Below are 22120 nucleotides of genomic sequence, written 5' to 3'. Positions count from 1 at the left end.
AATGATCTAAGTGTTAATTTAATTTTAAATAATTCTCCACATTAATGAAGTTTTTCACCATAGGCCAGATCTCCTGCATCGCCAAGACCGGGAACGATATAGGCCTTTGTTGTCAATTCATGGTCGACATCACCCACCCAGATATGCGCAGTCGGAACGAAAGCCTTGACATGGTTTAATCCTTCTTCCGAAGCAATTGCCGCAACAATATGCAGTTCTTTAATCTCATATTCGGCCAAAAGATCTTTACAACACAAGACCAGGCTCTTTCCGGTAGCCAGCATCGGATCGACGATGATAACCGTTCTATTATCCAAATTCGGTGTATTGACGTATTCTTTGTGAACTTCAAATTCGCCACTCTTTTTGGTGTGCCGATAAGCCGCGATAAAAGTATTGTCGGCTTGGTCAAAGATATTTAATAAACCTTGATGGAAGGGAAGTCCTGCCCTTAGAATAGTGGCTAATACCGGTTGTTCCATCAATAGCTGTGTTTTGGCAACGCCCAAAGGTGTTTCAACCTCCACGGGTTTAAAGGCCATGGTTTTGCTGATCTCATAGGCAAATACTTCTCCAAGTCGTTCCAGATTCCGACGGAAACGCATGCGATCCCGCTGAATAGTGACATCTCTCAATTCTGCAATAAAATGATTTGCAATGCTATTTTGGGTAGATAGAATAGTGACCATGACGTGCGTGCTAGTTCTGTTAAAGCTAAAGATAGTAAATAATCAACTGAAAGTAATAACATCTGCGGCATAATTATAGTTTGATATAAAATGGTAAAAAAATTAGTAAATTTGTGTGAAGACCATTTAAAATATGGCCCTAGACCGCATGTTACAAAATCGTAACATTTATAGATTATCATTGTTTGAATGTGACGGATTTTTATAAGCTGAGATTTAGCGATGCTTCGGTGCTGACGCTTAACGAAAGGTCGAAATAGTTTTCTTTAAGAAATAGGAATTGTATGAAATTTGAATTGACATCAGAGTATAGACCGACGGGTGATCAACCAGAGGCAATCAAAGAATTGGTAGCAGGTGTGGACCAAGGTGAACAATACCAGACGCTCTTGGGGGTTACCGGATCCGGTAAAACATTTACTGTAGCCAATGTAATTCAAGAAACACAGAAGCCAACCCTCATATTAAGTCACAATAAAACATTGGCTGCTCAGCTATATGGTGAATTCAAACAGTTCTTTCCGAATAATTCGGTTAATTATTTTGTTTCTTACTATGATTATTATCAGCCGGAGGCATTTATAGCTTCAACGAATACTTACATTGAAAAAGACTTGGCGATCAATGAAGAAATAGAGAAGCTGCGATTGGCAACGACTTCATCATTGATGTCCGGACGACGAGACATTGTTGTGGTTTCTTCCGTCTCCTGTATTTATGGTATGGGAAATCCCGAAGATTTCTCACGGTCAATTTTTCGTTTTGGGGTTGGAATGACAATAACACGGAACGCCTTTTTGCATAAACTGGTCGAAATCCTCTATTCTAGAACAACAACTGAATTTAAACGTGGTACTTTTCGTGTCAAGGGAGATACCGTCGATGTATACCCTGCTTACTTAGATTTTGCGATCCGTATTTCCTTTTTTGGTGACGAGATTGACGAATTGAGTGAGATCGATCCGGTATCTGGTAAGACCTTGAATAAAATGGAGGATTTAGCACTTTTCCCAGCGAACCTTTTCGTTACTCCGAAGGAGAAATTTAAGGAATCTATCTGGGCCATTCAGGATGAATTGATGCAGCGCAAGACGCAGTTGGAGGAGGAAGGGCTTATGCTGGAAGCTAAACGTCTGGAAGAACGTGTGAATTACGATCTGGAAATGATGCGCGAACTTGGCTATTGTTCTGGAATAGAAAACTATTCTCGATTCTTCGATGGAAGACAGCCGGGGATGCGTCCTTTCTGTCTGCTGGATTATTTCCCGGAGGACTATCTGCTCGTCATTGATGAGAGCCATGTTACCTTGCCGCAGTTACGGGCCATGTATGGTGGTGACCGTTCACGTAAGGTATCTCTAGTGGAACATGGTTTCCGATTACCTGCGGCCATGGACAATAGACCGCTCAACTTTCCGGAGTTTGAATCGTTGACCAATCAGACTATTTATGTTTCGGCGACTCCCGGAGATTATGAATTGCAACAGACGGAAGGTGTCGTTGTTGAACAGGTCATCCGTCCGACAGGCTTATTGGATCCTATTATTGAAGTTCGTCCAGCGATAAATCAGGTGGATGATTTCTTGGAAGAGGTAGACAAAACGATCAAAGAAGGAGGCCGTATCTTGGCCACGACCTTGACCAAACGGATGGCTGAGGAGTTATCCAAATATATGACCAAGTTGAACCTTAAAGTTCGTTATATACACTCTGAAATTAAGACTTTGGAACGCGTAGAGATTTTACGGGGATTGCGCTTAGGTGAGTTTGATATTTTAGTTGGCGTAAATTTACTTCGGGAGGGATTGGATTTGCCCGAAGTTACGCTGGTAGCTATTCTCGACGCCGATAAAGAGGGCTTCTTACGTTCGGAGCGCTCGTTGATCCAAACGATCGGACGTGCTGCCCGGAATGATAAAGGACGGGTGATCATGTATGCGGATAAAATGACAGACAGTATGCGTGTAACGATAGAGGAGACCAATCGACGCAGGGATAAGCAAATGAACTATAATATCGAACATGGTATTACGCCACGAACCGTTGGAAAGACCAGGGAAGAAATCCTGGAGCAGACCTCGGTGGCCGATTTCTCAGGCGTTGAGCAAAAGTTTTATGTTGAGCCAGATCCTACACAGGCTATTGCGGCTGACCCTGTCATGCAGTACCTTAGCGAAAAAGATCTGAAAAAAGCGATTGATGCTGTTCGCAAGAAAATGGATAAAGCTGCGAAAGAAATGGATTTCTTGGAAGCCGCGAAATACCGTGACGAAATGTTTTCTTTGGAAAAGCTCTACGAGGAGCGTTTTTCATCGTAAATGAGATATGCTAGCTTTTTAATAAGGCTGTATTAAAAAGTTAAATTTTGTGATAAATGAGCAAGGTTCAGGTTCTTTATGGATTTGAACCTTGTTTTTTGTCATTCACTGAGATTTAGATCAGCCCGCAATTTAAATTTTGATTTGAGATCTGGTGCATTAGTTATGGTACAGGTCTATTTTCCTTTCATGTTGTGCGCACCTACCTATGATTTCTTGTTGAATATTCAATTCTCCGGAGGGGACTTTTACTTCTTTGGATAGCCTTTCCTTACGATCTATTTTTCGTGTGAAGGAGGCTTACCTGCTTAAAAATAGGTGGTATTTTATTGCGCAATATTGTTCAATTATTAACATATTTTGCAAAAATCAAATTCTTCTCAGTAAATTAGAGCTTTAATCTAAACTAAAGCATAGTTATAATGAAAAAGCCTATTCTCGTTGTCAAATTTGGATCGGCTTCTATTACCACGAAAGAGGGAGAAGTTGATGAACGTATTGTTTTGGAGGTTGCCCGGCAGATTGCTTCTTTGCAGAAGAAGTACAATATTGTCCTGGTATCTTCAGGTGCTGTTGCTGCCGGCAAGCGTTTTCTCCCCAGTTATACAGGTACACTGTCGGAGCGGAAGGCCGCTGCCGCCATCGGAAATCCGATATTGATTAATACGTATTCCACCTACTTCAGGCCTTTTAAGATTTCGTTGGCGCAAAGCCTATGTGAAAGGCATCATTTTTCCAATCGGGACCAGTTTCTCCAGTTAAAGAATACTTATGAGGAACTGTGGCGGAACAATGTTATCCCGATAGCAAACGAAAATGATGTGGTGAGCAATAAAGAGTTGAAGTTCTCGGATAACGATGAACTGGCTACGTTGATTGCTGTTGGATTTGGTGCTGAAAAATTACTGTTTAGTACTTCTGTTCCAGGCGTATTGGATGCAAATAATAAAATCATAGAAAAGATCGAAACCATTGACCGGGATGTTCTGGGATTGGCAAGGAAAGATAAATCTGCGGTAGGATTAGGGGGGATGACCTCAAAATTGAATTTTGCACGTCTAGCTAATCAGATGGGAATTGAAGTGGTTATTTTTAGCATGCAGACCGAAGATGCGATCACGAAAGCTATCAAACATGAGACAGGTACCTTGTGCTTGCCGGAGCGTAAAAAGATCTCCTCACGAAAAAAATGGTTGGCGAGTGGAAGTCTAATTAAGGGTGAACTGATGGTGGACCGAGGTGCTGAAGAGGCTTTGTTGAAGCATAAAAGCTTACTCGCTGTTGGTGTAACGCGTATTGTTGAACATTTTGAGAAAGGAGAGGTGCTGAACATTGTGAACCTCGATGGTCTGACAGTGGCTGTGGCCCGGGCGAAAATGGATTCATCTTTGTTATTTCAGTCCAGTAAAAAGAATTTAGAAATTGCGCATGCAAATGATATCGTATTGTTATGAGTGAATCAATAATTGAACAATTGAAGGCGGCAGCTAAGGCGAAACAATTCTTGCAACAATTTGCTCCAGATGCTAAAAAGGTCACTTTGGAGGCTATCGCTGTCGCACTTGTTGAGGAGGAGGCCCTAATCCTGCATGCGAATAAAATTGACCTGGATCGTATGGATGATGGAGATCCAAAGAAAGACCGTCTTCTGCTGAATAGTGATCGCTTACAGGTACTATCAGCTAGCGTAAAACAGATTGCTGATCTGGCAGATCCGACCGATCAGCTGTTGCTTAAGAAAATTTTGCCCAATGGATTGGAAATAGAGAAAATAACGGTCCCGCTTGGTGTTGTTGGTGTGATCTATGAGTCCCGGCCGAATGTTACAATAGATGTAGCGGCGCTTTGTATCCAGTCTGGTAATGTTTGTTTGTTGCGAGGCGGTTCTGATGCGCAATATACAAACGAGGCCTTGCTGCGGGTTATCCATCGGGTATTAGAAGCAAATGGTATCCCCACAGACATTGTGCAATTGCTGCCTGTAGCGCGTAAACATGTATCAGAATTGCTGGAGGCTACTAAATATGTCGATATTATTATTCCACGCGGTTCGCAGTCTCTGATAGATTTTGTTCGGGCAAATGCGAAAGTCCCTGTTATAGAAACCGGCGCTGGTGTATGTCATACTTATGTGGATAAAACTGCTGATCTCGAGATGGCTGCAAAAATTGTAGCCAATGCAAAGATCTCCAGACCATCGGTCTGTAATTCTCTGGACACAGTTTTGGTGGATAAGGAAGTAGCACCAGAATTTTTAGCTAAACTAACACCTTACCTTGAAAATGCTGCCGTGGAGGTATTTGCAGACCCCATTGCCTATAAATTATTGGAGCATCAAAAATTTTCAAATTTAGTGGCAGCGGAAGAAGCAGATTTTGGAAGAGAATTTCTAGATTTGAAGTGTTCGATAAAAATAGTCAATGGATTGGATGAAGCTTTGGAACATATCGAAAAATATTCATCAAAACACTCGGAGTGTATTGTGTCTTCGCATGAATTGACTATCGAACGATTTTTGAATGCAGTGGACGCAGCAGCGGTATATGCGAATGCTTCAACTCGTTTTACGGATGGTGGTGAGTTTGGATTGGGTGCAGAAATAGGTATTTCAACACAAAAACTGCACGCACGTGGTCCTTTTGCATTGGAAAAGTTGGTAACAGAAAAATGGATTGTCCGCGGCAATGGGCAGATTCGATAAGAAAAGACTATGGGATTAAGTTTTAAGAAAGATGTATTGATGAACTGGATCGAGGAAATTGGTAAATTTCTACGTATCTGGACGGAAGGGCATGATGCTTTTACGGAGCCTACGGATCCGAAGGTTTTTGAAGGTGCTTATGAAAAGTTCTTTGAGAAGAGTAGGGGATATTTTTTGGGACTTTCCGAAAGCGAACTGACGACCTATTCAAAAGAGGAACTTCAGGCACAGCAGTTACATCCACTTGCATTGACCTTGCTCTTTGATGGACTGAATGCAAACGGTGAAGAACAGCAGAATTTATTGCGAAAAGCAAAGCTTATCTTAAATTTGGCTATGGCTGAGACGGCGAGTTTCTCTTTTCAGGATTATCAATACCTGTCGATGATAGATGGTAAATTGAATAATCAATAAAAAATCCTGTCCGTTTCTTTGAGAAGGGACAGGATTTTTATTTTAAGTTATACTATGAACATTCTTAACGTAGTATTTCTCGTGCAATAACCAGTCGTTGTATCTCAGAAGTACCCTCATAGATCTGTGTGATCTTGGCATCACGCATTAATCTTTCTACATGATATTCTTTCACATAACCATAACCGCCATGGACCTGAACAGCTTCGACAGTATGTTTCATGGCTACCTCAGAAGCGTGTAGTTTGGCCATTGCAGCTTCTTTTCCATAGGGTAGACCTTGATCTTTGGTCCATGCAGCTTTATAGGTCAACAACCTCGCCGTTTCGATATCTACTTCCATATCAGCCAGTTTAAATTGGATCGCCTGATGTTCTGAGATTGGCTTACCAAATGTTTTACGTTCTTTGGAATAGGCAAGCGCAAGATTATATGCACCGGCTGCAATACCCAATGCTTGTGCTGCGATACCTATACGTCCTCCATCGAGCGTTTTCATAGCAAATTTGAACCCAAAGCCATCCTCACCGATACGATTTTCTTTGGGTACTTTGACATCCGAAAATAGCAACGAATGCGTATCTGAACTTCGGATTCCCAATTTATTTTCTTTTGGCCCAATTGTGAACCCAGGTAATCCTTTTTCAACAATCAATACGTTGATTCCTTTATGGCCTTTTTCTGGATGAGTCTGTGCAATGATGAGGTAAATATCAGCGTGACCACCATTGGTAATCCAATTCTTCGTGCCATTCAGTAGATAGTGGTCGCCTTTGTCTTCGGCTGTTGTATGTTGTGAGGAGGCGTCCGATCCAGCTTCAGGCTCTGAGAGTGCAAATGCCCCTAGTTTTTCGCCTTTGGCCAATGGCACAAGGTATTTTTGTTTTTGCTCTTCTGTTCCAAAAGCATTCAGTCCATAGAGTACCAAAGAATTGTGAGCGGAAACAATAACGGCTGCGGATGCATCGATTTTGGCGATTTCCTCTAATACAATTACGTAAGCCAGGGTGTCCATACCAGCACCACCATAGGCTTCAGGTGTCATGATACCCATAAATCCAAGGCCGGCCATCTGTTTGACAAAATCTGTCGGAAATTTGGCTTCTTCATCCCGTTGTATTACACCCGCTTTTAGTTCTTGGGCAAACTCCCGTGCTGCATCACGGATCATTTTATGTTCTTCGCTTAATTCAAAGTTCATGATATCTCAATTTTAGGGTCTATAACTTATCACAACTGTAACTCTTTACTTAATCGTCGCGAAGCAAAAAATGTTTTTAGCATCGCGGCGTAGGTGCTAATTCCGGCCCTTTTTGGGCGAAATAGCTAGCTTATAATCAAATATACAAAATATATATTATGCTTGCATAGTATTTAATTAGCGTTTTTTCATCTCAATTTAAAAAAGTAGGGAATTATTTGTTTGCTAAATTTAATCTACTATATTTGTAGAGTATGTGGTTTTGAACATATTTAAAAGATAAGATTATGAGTTTAAGATTAGGAGACGAAGCGCCAAATTTTAAAGCGCAAACGACTATTGGTGAAATCGATTTTCACGATTATATTAAAGATAGCTGGGTGGTGTTTTTTTCACATCCTTCTGATTATACCCCTGTATGTACAACTGAGTTGGGGCGTACAGCGAAATTGAAGTCTGAATTTGACAAAAGAGGCGTTAAAGCGATTGCGTTAAGTGTAGATAATGTAAACGATCATTTGAACTGGATCAAAGATATCAATGAAACGCAACAAACGGAGGTGAATTTTCCGGTTATTGCAGATGAAGATCGGCACATTTCTGAGTTGTATGATATGATTCATCCGAATGCTTCTTTAACAGCTACTGTACGTTCGGTTTTCATTATTGGCCCGGATAAAAAAATCAAATTGACCTTGACATACCCTGCATCTACTGGACGTAATTTTGATGAAATCTTACGGGTGATAGATTCATTACAGTTGACTGCAGATTATCAGGTGGCTACACCGGCGGATTGGAAGCATGGTGAAGACGTGATTGTCGTACCTGCAATTAAGACTGAAGATATTCCGGCAAAATTCCCAAAAGGATTTAAGGAAATCAAGCCTTATTTGAGAACAACCCCGCAGCCTAATCTATAGGTAATTAGGTTAAATTTATTGGCATACAAAACGTCAGATCTTTTTGGGTCTGACGTTTTTCATTTCAGGGCCTATTCTATACACAAAGTTAGCTAAACTTATTCGAACCTGTCAATCTACTGAAAGCATAACTTTCATGTGGGATACATACATTCCTTATGATCTGAAATTCTGGTCGCTCATGTTCCAGCATTAAAATTACTTCATGCATAACTATTGAAACCGTACTGTTTATTTGGGTTTGTACCTGTGAACGACACAGCAGAAAGATATGGAAGCATACTAAAAAGGGAGAGTGGCCGAAAAGGTCAAAAGAAAAGGCGATACTTATGTACCGCCTTTTTATAAGCATGATAAGATTACAGTCTTAATAGACCTTAACCATATAAATATAGTCTTGTAATTTTTTGATCTGTTCGGTTCTCGGCAGACCTGCCAATGCATTTTTTCTATTGATTTTTACGCCTGCGGTTAATGAGTCGCTAGGGATATCAGCAAGGGCATTCATGATTGACTTGGTTTTGATGGCAAAAGCAGCACCATCTATTCCTCTTTGTTTACCTGAAATAATACCGATCACATTCCCTTTACTATCTAGGACCGGACCACCGCTGTTTCCTGGATTGACAGGAACGGATATCTGATAAGCAATGGTGTCACCCGCATAACCAGTTGAAGAGCTTAAGTATCCTTGTCCATATACGGCTTCATCACGAGGGAATCCGATTGTATAGATATCCTCACCTAAATCTGAAGTAGACGTTTTGAAGGTATAAGGTAAGCTTTTAGCCTTTTTGAAGTTTTTGTCAGCGATATATAAGATTGCTAAATCTTTGCTGGCATCGGTGTGAACAACTTGTGCTTTGTAAGACTCACCTTTACCATTTTGCAGGTAAATGGAGTCAGCACCACTGATCACGTGATAGTTGGTTACTACATAACCATCTGTTGTCAACATAAAACCTGTCGCTCCAAATTGGCTTTCGCTACTTTTAACCGACTTTTTATCATTGATATCTTTGATCGCAGCGTTATGTGCATTGACGTTCTTTTTAACATTATTCATGTCACGACGTAATGCGCTGTAATCTGAAGAGGCTTTTTCCAAGTTGCTATAATAGCCACTTAGCCATAAGGTGCCAAATACCGCAAATACTGCCACAACTGCAGCTACTAAAGAGCTGGCTTTGATCCGCTCCCAAAGAGAAATAACGGTAGACTGTTTCATCGGAACCACTTTCGTGGTTGTACCTTGGGATTTATGATATTCCTTGGCTGAGTTGGCCAATACATTTTTGAAATCAAGCCTCTGGCTAGTTTCCTTCATATTGGTAACAAAGTCGCGGTGTTGTTGTAATTGGGCAGCATACGAAGGGTTTTCAGCACAAAAAGATTCGAATGCCACTTTCTCCGATGCAGGTAATTCCCCGCGGAGATATTGGTCAGCCAATTCGAAAAATTCTTTTTGATTCATTGTTCCCATGGTGTTACTCAAATTTTAATCTGTTGAAAAAAATATTTTTTTCAGCCGTTGAAGGCATTTATATTTTTGAGTCTTGGCATTATCTGTATTGGTATAACCAAATTTTTCACAGATGTCCTGCATCGAGTGGTTTAAGATATAGAAGTCATGTAAGATCGTCTTACATGGTTCTCCCATTTTCTCTAGCGCAAGTTCCATTTGATCGAACTTTTTTTCAAGTTCTTGGTGCTGTTGTAGATCCTCTTCTTCAAATAAGGAGTCTTCATAACCGCTAATGTCACTATTGCCAAAACCAGCACGATTGAGTTGCTTAAGCCAAAGCCTTCGGCAAATCGAGTAAAGATATGTTTTGAGTTTGCTGCTGAGCTCAAAGTCACCTTTGGCAACTTTATCGTAGAGCACAATTACAGCCTCCTGAAAGATATCTTTTGCTTCATCCTCACTTCCATTGTTCTGCAGTATCATATGGCTTATGGATGGATAATATCGTTTATAGATACTATCTATCGCCAAGCTATTGCCTTCTTTGAGGCCTTCAATGATCTGCTCATCATTTTCTAGCAGGACTGATTTACTGAATTTACTCACCTATTAATACCTTAATGCCTAAATTGTAACCCTTTGAAAAATGAAAATCTTCAAAATATTTTCAAACGTAAACTTTTATTTGTTTAATGCGAAATCTACGCCCAAAAATACTGCTTATTCCCTGAAACCGAAAGCATTTGTTTTTGCTTCGATTTTCAGATGACCCTTGAATCATCCGTTGTTTATTTATGTATCGAAAAAGTTTCGCAATCGAGTGCTTTAATAATCTGCTTGTTATTCCTCTAAAATGAAGTTACATTTGGTTTCCTGAACTAAAATGCTTAAATACATTATGTTAAGAAAATCAGTTATTTTTTCCACGTTACTGACCTCATTGCTGGCTCTTCATTCGACCTTGACAGTGGGACAGTCTTTTACGCCACATATCGAAGGTTTCCAGTATGAAGATAGATTATCTCCAAAAGGTAATGAATGGGAATCACCACAGTTATTATCACTCAACAAAGAACAGCCACACGCTTCGTTCTTTTCCTTTTCAAACGTAGAAAATGCGCGAAAAGTACTTCCGGAGCATAGTAACTTTTGGCGGTCACTCAATGGTTCCTGGAAGTTTCATTGGGTAAAGACGCCTGAAGAACGTCCAAAAGAATTTTACGATCCTAAATATGATGTAAATGCTTGGGAATCGGTACCTGTTCCAATGAGTTGGAATATCTACGGTATTCAAAAGGATGGCAGCTTAAAATACGGTGTGCCAATCTACTCCAATCAACGTGTGATCTTTCAACACCAAGTGAAAGTCGATGATTGGCGTGGTGGCGTGATGCGCACACCACCACAAGATTGGACGACTTATATATACCGCAATGAAGTGGGGTCATACCGTCGTAATTTTACCGTCCCAAAGGATTGGGATGGTCGTGAGGTATTTCTCAATTTTGATGGAGTAGACTCCTTTTTCTATCTCTGGGTAAATGGTAAATATGTCGGGTTTTCAAAAAATTCAAGAAATCTTGCTTCCTTTAATATCTCTGCTTTCTTAAAAAAAGGTGGAGAGAATGTATTGGCTGTAGAAGTATATCGGAGTTCGGACGCTTCATTTTTGGAAGACCAAGATATGTTTCGACTACCAGGGATATTTCGCGATGTCTCATTGACTTCAACTCCCAAAATCCAAGTCCGTGATCTGGCAGCAATTCCAACATTAGATGATCGCTATGAAAATGGTACCTTAAAAATTACGGGTACCGTCCGTAATTTGAGCGATAAGAAAGCCGATGGTTATAAGCTTGTTTATTCCTTGTATAAAAATAAACTTTATAGTGATGAGAATACACTTGTAGATCAGGCTGAAGCATCTGCTGTTGTTCCGCAATTGGATGCAAAGGCTTCGAACAGTATTGAAGCGACATTAGCGGTAAGAAATCCAGATAAATGGTCCGCTGAACTTCCCTATCGGTATACATTGGTAGCCGAATTGAAGGACAAGAAAAATAAAACGATCGAGACTGTTTCAACCTATGTCGGATTTCGGAAGGTTGAAATTAAAGATACCAAGGCGTCTGATGACGAATTTGGCCTCGCTGGACGTTATTACTACATCAACGGCAAAACGGTTAAGCTGAAAGGTGTGAACCGCCATGAGACGAATCCTGAACATGGAAAAGTCGTTACCCGGGAACAGATGGAGGCCGAAGTAAAGCTGATGAAAAGTGCCAATATCAATCATGTGCGTAATTCACATTATCCAGAACCTGCATATTGGTATTACCTCTGTGACAAATATGGTATCTATCTTGAGGATGAGGCCAATATCGAAAGCCATCAATATTATTATGGAAAAGAGTCCCTTTCTCATGTCCCAGAATGGAAAAATGCGCACGTGGCACGTAATATCGAAATGGTGCATGCCACTATTAATCATCCTTCTATTGTGATTTGGTCGCTTGGGAATGAGGCTGGTCCTGGCGATAATTTTGTGGCCGCTTATGATGCGATCAAGAAAATCGATACCTCAAGACCTGTCCAATACGAACGTAACAACACAATAGTAGACATGGGTTCAAATCAGTACCCATCTATTGACTGGGTCAGAGGAGCTGTCAAGGGAACGTACAAATTGAAGTACCCATTCCATATCTCCGAGTATTCGCACTCGATGGGAAATGCTGTCGGTAACCTGATCGATTACTGGGAAGCTATTGAGTCGACAAACTTTTTCATGGGTGGGGCAATATGGGATTGGATTGATCAATCCATGTATTACTATGATAAGAAAACCGGGGAACGCTTTTTTGCCTACGGTGGTGATTTTGGCGACAAACCTAACGATGGTACCTTCGTCAACAATGGATTGATCTTCGCTGATATGAAGCCCAAACCACAATACTTTGAAGTCAAAAAGGTTTATCAAAATGTAGGCGTTAAAGCTATCGATATTCAACAGGGAAAAATAGAGCTATTCAATAAAAACTATTTTAGAGATCTTAGTGACTATGAAGTTGAATGGTCTTTGTTCAAAGATGGTGTAGCTATTGCTGGAAACACGGGTAAAATAGCTGCTGCTGATTTGCCAAAAGCTCGTCAGAAGAAACAGGTTGTCCTACCGATCGAATATGATAAATTGGATGCCGGATCTGAATATTTTGTAAAAGTTCAGTTTGCTCTCAATGAGGACAAGCCATGGGCAAATAAGGGCTTTGTTCAAATGGAGGAACAGCTGTTGGTTAAAGCGGCTGAAAATAAACCGTTGATTTCGTCTGTTGCCAAGGGTAAAAATCCGATCCTTTCCAAAGAAGGTGAGTTGCAGGTGGTAAAAGGGGATCAGTTTGTTGCAAAATTTGACAATAAGACTGGGTCAATCTATAGCTTAGCGTATGCTAACAAGCAAATTATACGGGATGGTGAAGGACCTAAACTAGATGCTTTGCGTGCACCCGTCGATAATGATAACTGGGCTTATCAGCAATGGTTTGAAAAAGGCTTACATAATTTAAAGCACACAGTATTGTCTTCAAACAGCTATACGAAGAAAGATGGTGCAGTAGTTTTGGCCTTTACAATTGAATCACAGGCTCCCTATGGTGCTTCTTTATTGGGTGGAACATCTGGAACCTATACACTCAAAGAACATACAGATAAGCCATTTGGTACTGATGATTTCAAATTTACCAGCAATCAGATCTGGACGATATATAAGGATGGTTCGATTGAATTATCATCTAGTATCACTTCCAACAATGCAAGTGTTGTATTGGCAAGATTGGGGTACTCCTTGCAATTGCCAGGTGAGTTTGGTAACTACAGCTATTATGGACGTGGTCCAATCAATAACTATGCGGATCGTAAGACTGCACAATTTATTGAATTACATAAAAGCACAGTAAAAGATCAATTCGTAGCTTGGCCCAACCCTCAAAATATGAGTAACAATGAGGATGTGCGTTGGACATCTTTGACCAATAAGGATGGAGAAGGAGCGATCTTCATTGCAAAGGAACATCTCGCTACGTCTGCATTGGAATATAGTGAGCTGGAATTGACATTTGCGCCGCACCCTTATCAATTACCAAAAAGCTCCGGTGTGCATTTGCATTTGGACGCTGCAGTCACAGGCCTTGGTGGTAATAGTTGTGGACAAGGGCCTCCATTGGAAAAAGACCGTGTGAAAGCAGTACCGACTTCAATCGGTTTTATTATCCGTCCGATCCAGCAAAATGATTACCTAGCCAAAGCCCATGTTGCTACAGCTGGAGATGCCCCTATTTCTTTCGCTAGAAGTTCGACAGGCGAGGTATCTGTTCTTTCGGGAAATAAAGCTGAGACAGTACTGTATTCATTGAATAATGGAAAAGCAAACACCTATAAGAACTCTTTTGATCTGCGTCAGGGGGGAACAATAACAGCGTGGTATCAGGGAAATGAAAAACTAAAAGTAACACAACAATACAGTAAGATCGAGACGGTTCCGATGGAAGTGGTCTTTGCTTCCAGCCAGGAGACGGGCGAAGGTGATGCCAAGAACCTATTAGATGGAGATCCTACGTCGATCTGGCATACGATGTACTCGGTCACCGTAGCTCAATATCCGCATTGGGTTGATTTCGATGCGGCGAGTGTGAAGACGATCAAAGGTTTTACATTTTTGCCGAGGCCAGATGGCGCCAATGGCGATATCAAGGATTATAAGATTCAGGTAAGTAAAGATGGTAAAAACTGGGAGGATGTGACGTCAGGTACATTCGAACGAAATAAAAAACTCAAAACCGTTCGGTTTGAGAAACCTGTCAAGGGGCGTTATATTCGCTTTACAGCATTAAATTCACAACGTGGCGATGATTTCGCTTCGGGAGCAGAGTTTGCTGTTATCGCGGAATAAAGTATAAACTAGATGTGATTAAAGCCAGCACTTGGGAACAGGGGTGCTGGCTTTTTTGTTTTATCGATCTGCTTCCAATATATAGGTTTTACGGGTTAAAATGGGCATTACGTAAACTAGGTGGACACGTTCATTGCAGTTCTATAGAATAGGATCCAGTAAATTTTATAAACTTATTGCTGAGAATGTTCCAGCGCTTGTGTATTTTTAACACAGTTTAAACCAAGATCATCATTATCATATGGAAATAGACCAACAGGCGAATGCCCCATTTACGGCGTATCAAAAACTCGTGGTGTTTTTGCTGGCGATTACACAATTTACCGTCGTGCTCGATTTTATGGTGATGTCACCTATGGGCGATATCTTGATGAAGGCCATCGATCTAAAACCATCTCAATTTGGCATTGCAGTTTCAGCCTATGCTTTTAGTGCCGGCGCATCTGGACTATTGACTGCTGGTTTTGCCGATCGCTTCGATCGGAAGAAGCTCTTGCTGTTTTTTTATTCGGGTTTTATCATTGGAACCTTTTTCTGCAGTTTCGCCAATGACTATTGGACTTTGGTTGCTGCCCGTATAGTGACGGGTTTGTTTGGTGGTGTCATTGGATCGATTTCCATGGCTATTATTACGGATATATTCACGCTTCAACAAAGAGGACGTGTCATGGGCTTTGTACAGATGGGTTTTGGTGCGAGTCAGGTGCTGGGGATTCCGATAGGTCTGTATATAGCCAATAATTGGGGCTGGCATAGTGCTTTCTTATGGATCGCAGTCATGGCTTTGATCATTGTCATTATTATTGCAGTTAAACTGATTCCTATAACTGCACATATCGGCCTGCAGAAACATCAATCTGCACTTAAACACCTTTGGTCAACATTCTCGCAAAAGGAATATCGCATCGGTTTTCTCGCGACAGCGCTGCTCTCCATTGGTGGTTATATGATGATGCCTTTTGGAAGTGCCTTTGCCGTCAATAATTTGCATGTTAGTCATGAGCAATTGCCCCTATTATTTATGATATCCGGTGTTGCCTCACTGATTATTATGCCTATCGTTGGGAAATTGAGTGACCGCTATGATAAATTTAAAATCTTTGCGCTAGCTTCAATATGGCTGATGGTAGTGGTCTTGATTTATACCAATCTGGGAGTTACACCATTTTATCTTGTTGTTATTCTGAATATCCTGATGATGGCCGGCATCCTTAGCCGCATGACACCTTCCTCGGCTTTGATCAGTGCGGTTCCTGAGATGAAGGATAGAGGTGCATTTATGAGTATAAGTTCGTCTTTACAACAGCTGGCTGGGGGAGTAGCAGCGTCACTTGCTGGTGTGATCATTGTTCAACAGACAAAAGAAAGTCCATTGGAGCATTACCCAATCTTGGGTGTCATTGTCGTGTTACTCTCTATCGTGGCGATTTTTATGCTCTATCGTGTCAGCAGGATGATCAAACGAAGACGTCCGATTTCCTAAAACAAAATCGTACTTATTGATATTAGTATTTCAGGAGAGATTTTTATTATGGAAGAAAAGATTGTTAGATATGATCATCCCAATGGGGAGATCACTGTGCTTTGGATTCCCGAGCGATGTGAACATACCGCCGTCTGTGTTAAAAGTTTGCCACAGGTATATCATCCTAAAGATCGGCCTTGGATTACGGCTCAAAATGCCAACACAGCGGAATTGATTGATCAGATTAAGCGTTGTCCTTCGGGAGCGTTGCAATACGAACTAAAAAAATAGAAGAGGAAATTCGTGTAACAAAAAAAAGCATCATTTTATTCAAATGATGCTTTTTTTGTTGGCGGTCTGGACGGGACTCGAACCCGCGACCCCATGCGTGACAGGCATGTATTCTAACCAGCTGAACTACCAGACCAACAATGTGTGTTTTTTAAAATTTTAGCGGTCTGGACGGGACTCGAACCCGCGACCCCATGCGTGACAGGCATGTATTCTAACCAGCTGAACTACCAGACCTAAAATCTTAAAGATTGTTTTTAATAATTTTTGGCGGTCTGGACGGGACTCGAACCCGCGACCCCATGCGTGACAGGCATGTATTCTAACCAGCTGAACTACCAGACCTAAAAATCTTAAAAACTTATTCTGTTAAAGAACTTACCGAGATTACTCTCTTTTTTGAAGCGGTCTGGACGGGACTCGAACCCGCGACCCCATGCGTGACAGGCATGTATTCTAACCAGCTGAACTACCAGACCTCAACCCTTCTCCTCAGAAGGTGTGCAAATATAGCGTTTGTTTACGTATCTGCAAAGATTTTTTGAAAAAAAACTAGTCTACCTGACCGTCTTTCATCCGCTCTGCATTCTCCGCAAACTGCAATGCATCGATAATTCCTTGAATATCACCGTCCATAATCGCCGGTAGGTTGTACATTGTCATACCAATACGATGTTCAGTTACGCGACCTTGTGGGTAGTTATAAGTACGGATTTTTGCCGACCGGTCACCTGTAGATACCAAAGTTTTTCTTTTAGCAGCAATATCACCGTTCTTTTTGTTCAGTTCGAGCTCATAAAGTTTGTTACGAAGCATCTCCATGGCTAACTCACGGTTGGCCAATTGGGAACGTTCTACCTGACAAACGACAACAATACCTGTTGGTTTATGTGTCAATTGTACTTTTGTTTCTACTTTATTGACGTTCTGACCTCCAGCACCACCTGAACGGGATGTCTGTAGTTCGATATCACCTGGATTGATCTCTACGTCGACATCCTCTGCTTCCGGCAATACGGCAACTGAAGCTGCTGATGTATGTACACGACCTTGTGTCTCTGTATCAGGAACACGTTGCACACGGTGTACACCTGACTCATATTTCAATTGACCATAAGCATCTTCACCGATTACTTTAAGGATAACCTCCTTATAGCCGCCTGAAGTTCCTTCGGTAACGTCCATCACCTCATTGCGCCAGCCTTTTGTTTCAAAATAACGGGTGTACATACGGTAAAGGTCACCGGCAAATAACGCCGCCTCGTCACCACCTGTTCCACCACGAATTTCGATAATGGCATTTTTGGCATCCTCAGGATCTTTAGGGATGAGCATCAAACGGATTTCTTCTTCTTTTTCTTCTTTTTCAACCAATAAAATATCCAACTCTTCTTTGGCCATCTCACGAAGTTCCTGATCCTTCTCGTTCATGATGATGTCTTTATTGGTATCAATATTACTGACCATATTTCTATAAATATGGTATTGATCCACGATTTTGCCCAAATCTTTGTATTCTTTATTCAATTTGGCAAAACGTTTCATATCTTGCATGGTGTCAGGGTTGCTTAATTCAGCTTCCACTTCTTCCCATCTTTCTTTGATCGCTTGTAATTTATCTAACATATATCAAAAATGCTTCTTCTAGGAATTTATGACCTAGATTACTATTGAGAGTACAAAAGTAAGGAAATTTTGTTGCTTTTGAACTACCTAGCCAGCTATTAATGAGAGGAAACTGCTTTTAGTCCAACGATAGAAGCAATCAGCGTGAAAATAAAGAATATGCGCCAGAAATCTGCGGGTTCTTTAAAGAAGATAATACCCATTAAAACCGTTCCGACTGCACCGATACCCGTCCACACAGCGTAGGCTGTTCCTAGGGGAAGTGTTTGTGTAGCTTTAATCAATAGGCCCATACTTGCAAATAGGAAGACAACAAAGGCGCCATACCAGAGCCATTGCGCGCTACCTTCTGCATCCTTGGCTTTTCCCAAACAGGTTGTAAAACCAATTTCACATATTCCTCCAAGAATTAAAAATACCCAGTTCATATATCTGTTTTTTTGTTTCAGGGACAAAGGTCTACGTTTTTCCGCAGAATAATTTTAACAAATGTTAAAAATTTTAAAGGATATTCGCACGAATACGGCTGAGGGTCACTTGGCTAACACCTAAGTATGAGGCGATGTAACCAAGCTTGATCCGTTGTATATATTGGGGATATTTTTCGAGCAACTCGGAATAGCGTTCCTGGGCTGTATTAAAAAGCTTGGACATCGTACGCTGCTCCGCTTTGATAAATTCTAGCTCAGCCATTTTTCTTCCCCAATTGGCAATGGCAATGTCACTCTCATAGAGCGCAAATAATTGTTTTTGGTCAATTTGGTAGACAATACTATCTTCTAGAAGATCAATGTTTTCGTATCCAGGTGTGTCATGCACATAGCTGTTCATCGAGATTAATGTACCCCCTGGAGATACAAAATCCAGGGTAATCTGTCTGTCCGCAGTTTCGTAATAGACCCGCGCTAATCCGGATGCCAAAAAATAAATGTCCTTCTGGATTTTATCTTGCCTGATCAATACACTATTCCGCTTACATACGAGCTTTTGACTGATCTGCGCCAGCCGATCAATGCTGTCTGGGTTTAGAAAATGGTAGCCCTGAAAGCAGTCTGCTAAAGAAATTACGATTTTTTCTCCCATTTTTCCAAACTTAAAGTTTCCCCATCCCATACCGCGTAGGTATAATAATTGATCCATTCGCCCAAGTTGACAACACGGCTTTCTGGATTTAGTTTGAGATCATAGGGTAGGTGTCTGTGGCCAAATAGGTAAAAATCGTGATGTTGCTTGTTTTCGAGTTCTTTCGCATAACCGATCAGCCATTCCTTGTCTTCGCCCAGGAATTTTTCATCTTCATTATTGGAAAGTCTGCTGTGTTTGGACCATCGGGTGGCGATTCCTATGCCCAAATTGGGGTGTAATCTTGCAAATAACCATTGGCAGAAACGGCTCCGAAATACTTTTTTGAGCAATTTGTACTTATAATCACCGGAACCCAATCCATCCCCATGGTGGATATAAAAAAGTTTATTGTCTAGTACAAGTTCCAGTTCATTGTCAACGATCTGAACATTCAATTCCTTTTTGAGATAATCAAACATCCACATGTCGTGGTTGCCTTTAAATAGCGTGATCGGGATCCCGAGGTCGGCAATTTCCGCCAGTTTACCCAAAAAGCGTATATAACCTTTGGGAACTACAGTCGCATATTCAAACCAAAAATCGAATATATCACCAACAAGATAGAGCGCTGCGGCATCGACCTTGATCGCATCGAGCCATTGAATAATGGATTGCTCTCTTTCGCGCGAATGTTCCAACGGATAGGATCCTAGATGGAAGTCTGAGGCAAAATAGATTTTTTTTCTTGTTGACATGTGCCCAAATCTAAAGAAAATGGAAGCGAATACAAAATTCGCTTCCACAATATCTTTTTTACAATTTGGACAAATCTGTTAGGAGGGTTTTCAAATATTCCGAAGCCTCGGGATCGATTTGCTTCAAAGTCTGTTGGAGCTGATCAGGATAGGCATCTTTAATGGCCATGATTGAACTTGCGATAACCATATAAGACTGATCCTTAACCCCGTTAAGTAGCAGGTTTTTATATTTTTTATCTTTGATCTGTCCCAGCTTTCGGATTGCTGAAGCACGTACGACCGAGGCGGTTGATTTTTCAGCCAATGAAGCAATGCTGTTCGCTGTCGATTTCCGGCTAGTTGGATCCGTTAGATCGAGCCCCTGAATGGCCGTCGCCACGAGGTCGGCATCCGGATCAGCCAATGCCGCTGTTAGTATCTCCCGTCCCGCTGTTGTTTTTGGGTTTTTAATGGCAAATAGCATTGCGGTGACACGGTTGGCAAAAGAAGGTGCATGCGCATATTGATAACGATAATCGGCCTCGGTTTTGTCAATACGGATCTCACCGACAAGTGTTTTTTCGGGATCTATATCGATAAATTCAACCGTATTTTTTAGGGGAATAGTTAGCTGAGTATTCCGTTTGTTTAACTGTACCGTTTTTCTCATTTTGCCTTCTTTGGTATGGATGTCAATGGCAAGTGGTATTTGAAACGTTTGAACAGCGGAATCTTGCACTTGAGCGATGTTGAGGCTCAGTATATTGTTTTCATTTTTGGTTGTCACTTTGAGTATAGGATGTCCTCCTTTGTAATACCACTGGTTGAAATAAGGTGCCCAGTCTTTACCTGTCACTTCTTCCATCGTGAGACGCAGCTGCTGTGGCTCCCCAGTTTTGAAAGAATTCTCGGTCAGGTATTTTTTGAGTGATTGATAAAAGGCAGCATCACCCATCTGTTCTTTTAAGGCGTATAAGATCAATGAGCCCTTGGCGTAGCTGATGTTATCAAACATATCTTCTTTGTCGTGGTAATAGTAACGCGCGAGCGCTGGACTATTGCCATTTTTGGTTGATTTGAGATAGGATTGTAGTTTTTCAAATCTTGATTTATCACCTTTTTCCTTGCCGCCATCATGCTCATGCCAGATGATTTCACCGAAGGTTGCGAAAGATTCGTTCATCGTTAAGTTGGACCAGGATTCGGCGGTAACCAGATCACCAAACCATTGATGGAACAACTCATGGGCAATAGTGCCCTCTTCATTTTCATCGAGAAGTTCCCTTTTGGTCTTTTGCACATGCTCACCATGTAAGGTCGCTGTGGTGTTTTCCATAGCGCCAGAGACATAGTCGCGACAAACGATTTGTGCATATTTGTTCCAAGGATAAGGGATTCCCAAGGTTTTGCCATAAAAATCCATCATGGCAGGTGTTTTACCAAAGATATCCTTCGCATAAGGGGCATACTTCGGCTCCAGGTAATAATCAACAGGAATATTATTGTACTTATCTTGAAAGATCTTAAAATCTCCCACGGCCATCATAAATAAATAGGGCGCATGGGGAAGATCCATTTTCCAGGTATCGGTGCGTGTGCCATCATTGTTCTTCTGCTGGTTGACTAGAGCTCCATTGGACAGACTGACATAATTATCCAGTACGGTCATTGAAATTTCGGCTGTGGTCTTTTGGTTGGGGCGGTCAATGGTTGGGAACCAGGCGGAGGAGGCCTCTGTTTCGCCCTGGGTCCAGATCTGTTGCGGTTTATTCGGCGTGCTTTTAGCTGGATTAATAAAGTAGAGCCCTTTCGCGTCATTGATTGCTGCACTGCCCTGTGCTTTTAGCAGATTGGGTTTGGCCGTATAATCCAGATAGATGGTATATTTCTCATTGGAGAGATAATTGCGATCCAATTTGATCAGAAGAGAATTATCATCATAGGTGAATTCTAATGGGATCAGTTGTTGCCCATTGACCAGCGCAATTTGTTTGATATCCATACCTTTGGCATCCAAACGCAGTGAATCCGTTGGGTAAAAATGTGGCTGTAGGGTGACCCATTCTTTTCCATTCAAAAATTGATTTTTATAGTCAAAACGGACATCGAGTTTGGTATGAACGAGGTTGTTGACCCGAGTGGGAGTGGAACGATATTGCTGATCTATTGGAAGTTGCTGCGCTTGACTCATACCGATAGCAGAAAGGGATAGGGCCAAGTATAGGAAAGCGATTCTTTTGCGCATTGTTGAATTATTTAGAAGATTTAAATAAAGCTAAA

Annotated in this window: 17 protein-coding genes and 4 tRNA genes; 8 read left to right on the top strand and 13 right to left on the bottom strand. The window is 41.3% G+C overall.

Going from position 1 to position 22120, the window contains the following annotated elements:
* Nucleotides 1-41: 41 nt before the first annotated feature.
* Entirely contained in the window at nt 42-689 is a 648-nt protein-coding gene (gene upp / locus OGI71_RS17165; RefSeq protein ID WP_120261383.1) for a uracil phosphoribosyltransferase, read from the bottom strand.
* Nucleotides 690-973: 284 nt separating this feature from the next.
* Here upp and uvrB point away from each other — a divergent pair, with 284 nt between their 5' ends.
* The 4 genes from uvrB (at nt 974) to OGI71_RS17145 (ending at nt 6122) form a co-directional block, all read left to right on the top strand.
* Nucleotides 974-3007: an excinuclease ABC subunit UvrB gene (gene uvrB / locus OGI71_RS17160; protein WP_282250493.1), complete on the top strand. Its 2034-nt coding sequence runs from the start codon at nt 974-976 to the stop codon at nt 3005-3007.
* Nucleotides 3008-3429: 422 nt separating this feature from the next.
* Nucleotides 3430-4461 (top strand): glutamate 5-kinase, encoded by a 1032-nt coding sequence (proB, locus tag OGI71_RS17155; RefSeq protein ID WP_282250492.1) that lies wholly within the window; start codon nt 3430-3432, stop codon nt 4459-4461.
* Entirely contained in the window at nt 4458-5708 is a 1251-nt protein-coding gene (locus OGI71_RS17150) for a glutamate-5-semialdehyde dehydrogenase (RefSeq protein WP_282250491.1), read from the top strand. Before proB ends, OGI71_RS17150 begins: the two co-directional genes overlap by 4 nt.
* Nucleotides 5709-5717: 9 nt before the next feature.
* Complete coding sequence (locus OGI71_RS17145; protein ID WP_282250489.1) at nt 5718-6122, top strand: hypothetical protein; 405 nt, start codon at nt 5718-5720, stop codon at nt 6120-6122.
* A gap of 64 nt (nt 6123-6186) precedes the next feature.
* Here the strand turns inward: OGI71_RS17145 and OGI71_RS17140 are convergent, their stop codons facing one another.
* The gene (locus OGI71_RS17140) at nt 6187-7323 is read right to left on the bottom strand and encodes an acyl-CoA dehydrogenase (protein ID WP_282250487.1); all 1137 of its coding nucleotides are present in this window, start codon (nt 7321-7323) and stop codon (nt 6187-6189) included.
* Nucleotides 7324-7610: 287 nt separating this feature from the next.
* Here OGI71_RS17140 and OGI71_RS17135 point away from each other — a divergent pair, with 287 nt between their 5' ends.
* Nucleotides 7611-8246 carry a peroxiredoxin gene (locus OGI71_RS17135; RefSeq protein ID WP_077438013.1) on the top strand — a complete coding sequence of 212 codons (636 nt, stop codon included), beginning with the start codon at nt 7611-7613 and terminating at the stop codon, nt 8244-8246.
* A 367-nt stretch (nt 8247-8613) separates the two neighbouring features.
* Here OGI71_RS17135 and OGI71_RS17130 read toward each other — a convergent pair whose 3' ends face one another.
* Together OGI71_RS17130 and OGI71_RS17125 are read right to left on the bottom strand one after the other, a co-directional pair.
* Complete coding sequence (locus OGI71_RS17130; RefSeq protein WP_282250483.1) at nt 8614-9720, bottom strand: serine protease; 1107 nt, start codon at nt 9718-9720, stop codon at nt 8614-8616.
* Nucleotides 9721-9744: 24 nt separating this feature from the next.
* Nucleotides 9745-10317 carry a sigma-70 family RNA polymerase sigma factor gene (locus OGI71_RS17125; RefSeq protein WP_120261390.1) on the bottom strand — a complete coding sequence of 191 codons (573 nt, stop codon included), beginning with the start codon at nt 10315-10317 and terminating at the stop codon, nt 9745-9747.
* 292 nt (nt 10318-10609) lie between these two features.
* Here OGI71_RS17125 and OGI71_RS17120 point away from each other — a divergent pair, with 292 nt between their 5' ends.
* From OGI71_RS17120 to OGI71_RS17110, 3 genes are all read left to right on the top strand, one after another.
* Nucleotides 10610-14656: a glycoside hydrolase family 2 TIM barrel-domain containing protein gene (locus OGI71_RS17120; protein ID WP_282250482.1), complete on the top strand. Its 4047-nt coding sequence runs from the start codon at nt 10610-10612 to the stop codon at nt 14654-14656.
* Nucleotides 14657-14897: 241 nt separating this feature from the next.
* Complete coding sequence (locus OGI71_RS17115; RefSeq protein WP_282250480.1) at nt 14898-16139, top strand: MFS transporter; 1242 nt, start codon at nt 14898-14900, stop codon at nt 16137-16139.
* Between the two features lie 48 nt (nt 16140-16187).
* Entirely contained in the window at nt 16188-16412 is a 225-nt protein-coding gene (locus OGI71_RS17110; protein WP_282250478.1) for a (4Fe-4S)-binding protein, read from the top strand.
* 59 nt (nt 16413-16471) lie between these two features.
* On the opposite strand, the gene OGI71_RS17105 is transcribed toward OGI71_RS17110, so the two are convergent.
* The 9 genes from OGI71_RS17105 to OGI71_RS17065 all read right to left on the bottom strand — a co-directional run bounded on the left by OGI71_RS17105 (nt 16472) and on the right by OGI71_RS17065 (nt 22085).
* A tRNA-Asp gene (locus OGI71_RS17105) sits at nt 16472-16548 on the bottom strand.
* A gap of 27 nt (nt 16549-16575) precedes the next feature.
* Nucleotides 16576-16649 (bottom strand) — tRNA-Asp (locus OGI71_RS17100).
* Between the two features lie 31 nt (nt 16650-16680).
* Nucleotides 16681-16757, bottom strand: a tRNA-Asp gene (locus OGI71_RS17095).
* Between the two features lie 60 nt (nt 16758-16817).
* Nucleotides 16818-16891: transfer RNA gene (locus OGI71_RS17090), tRNA-Asp, on the bottom strand.
* A gap of 73 nt (nt 16892-16964) precedes the next feature.
* On the bottom strand, nt 16965-18038 hold the full coding sequence (gene prfA / locus OGI71_RS17085) for a peptide chain release factor 1 (protein ID WP_223583747.1): 1074 nt from the start codon (nt 18036-18038) through the stop codon (nt 16965-16967).
* A gap of 98 nt (nt 18039-18136) precedes the next feature.
* A complete protein-coding gene (locus tag OGI71_RS17080) occupies nt 18137-18466 on the bottom strand; it encodes a multidrug efflux SMR transporter (RefSeq protein WP_104385092.1) in 330 nt (109 codons plus the stop codon).
* Between the two features lie 73 nt (nt 18467-18539).
* The gene (locus OGI71_RS17075; protein ID WP_282250476.1) at nt 18540-19121 is read right to left on the bottom strand and encodes a Crp/Fnr family transcriptional regulator; all 582 of its coding nucleotides are present in this window, start codon (nt 19119-19121) and stop codon (nt 18540-18542) included.
* Complete coding sequence (locus tag OGI71_RS17070; RefSeq protein ID WP_282250475.1) at nt 19103-19858, bottom strand: UDP-2,3-diacylglucosamine diphosphatase; 756 nt, start codon at nt 19856-19858, stop codon at nt 19103-19105. The genes OGI71_RS17075 and OGI71_RS17070 overlap by 19 nt, the downstream gene beginning before the upstream one ends.
* 58 nt (nt 19859-19916) lie before the next feature.
* The gene (locus OGI71_RS17065; protein WP_282250474.1) at nt 19917-22085 is read right to left on the bottom strand and encodes a M1 family metallopeptidase; all 2169 of its coding nucleotides are present in this window, start codon (nt 22083-22085) and stop codon (nt 19917-19919) included.
* Nucleotides 22086-22120 lie beyond the last annotated feature (35 nt).

It is taken from the genome of Sphingobacterium sp. ML3W (genome assembly GCF_029542085.1).
Taxonomy (GTDB): Bacteria; Bacteroidota; Bacteroidia; order Sphingobacteriales; family Sphingobacteriaceae; genus Sphingobacterium.
This window is presented reverse-complemented; position numbering and strand designations above follow the sequence as displayed.

Excerpts from the sequence above, each read along its gene's own strand:
- upp (WP_120261383.1), bottom strand. The coding sequence starts at position 689 with ATGGTCACTATTCTATCTACCCAAAATAGCATTGCAAATCATTTTATT.
- prfA (WP_223583747.1), bottom strand. The coding sequence starts at position 18,038 with ATGTTAGATAAATTACAAGCGATCAAAGAAAGATGGGAAGAAGTGGAA.
- OGI71_RS17065 (WP_282250474.1), bottom strand. The coding sequence starts at position 22,085 with ATGCGCAAAAGAATCGCTTTCCTATACTTGGCCCTATCCCTTTCTGCT.
- OGI71_RS17080 (WP_104385092.1), bottom strand. The coding sequence starts at position 18,466 with ATGAACTGGGTATTTTTAATTCTTGGAGGAATATGTGAAATTGGTTTT.
- proB (WP_282250492.1), top strand. The coding sequence starts at position 3,430 with ATGAAAAAGCCTATTCTCGTTGTCAAATTTGGATCGGCTTCTATTACC.
- uvrB (WP_282250493.1), top strand. The coding sequence starts at position 974 with ATGAAATTTGAATTGACATCAGAGTATAGACCGACGGGTGATCAACCA.
- OGI71_RS17150 (WP_282250491.1), top strand. The coding sequence starts at position 4,458 with ATGAGTGAATCAATAATTGAACAATTGAAGGCGGCAGCTAAGGCGAAA.
- OGI71_RS17145 (WP_282250489.1), top strand. The coding sequence starts at position 5,718 with ATGGGATTAAGTTTTAAGAAAGATGTATTGATGAACTGGATCGAGGAA.
- OGI71_RS17140 (WP_282250487.1), bottom strand. The coding sequence starts at position 7,323 with ATGAACTTTGAATTAAGCGAAGAACATAAAATGATCCGTGATGCAGCA.
- OGI71_RS17070 (WP_282250475.1), bottom strand. The coding sequence starts at position 19,858 with ATGTCAACAAGAAAAAAAATCTATTTTGCCTCAGACTTCCATCTAGGA.
- OGI71_RS17120 (WP_282250482.1), top strand. The coding sequence starts at position 10,610 with ATGTTAAGAAAATCAGTTATTTTTTCCACGTTACTGACCTCATTGCTG.
- OGI71_RS17135 (WP_077438013.1), top strand. The coding sequence starts at position 7,611 with ATGAGTTTAAGATTAGGAGACGAAGCGCCAAATTTTAAAGCGCAAACG.
- OGI71_RS17130 (WP_282250483.1), bottom strand. The coding sequence starts at position 9,720 with ATGAATCAAAAAGAATTTTTCGAATTGGCTGACCAATATCTCCGCGGG.
- OGI71_RS17115 (WP_282250480.1), top strand. The coding sequence starts at position 14,898 with ATGGAAATAGACCAACAGGCGAATGCCCCATTTACGGCGTATCAAAAA.
- OGI71_RS17110 (WP_282250478.1), top strand. The coding sequence starts at position 16,188 with ATGGAAGAAAAGATTGTTAGATATGATCATCCCAATGGGGAGATCACT.
- OGI71_RS17075 (WP_282250476.1), bottom strand. The coding sequence starts at position 19,121 with ATGGGAGAAAAAATCGTAATTTCTTTAGCAGACTGCTTTCAGGGCTAC.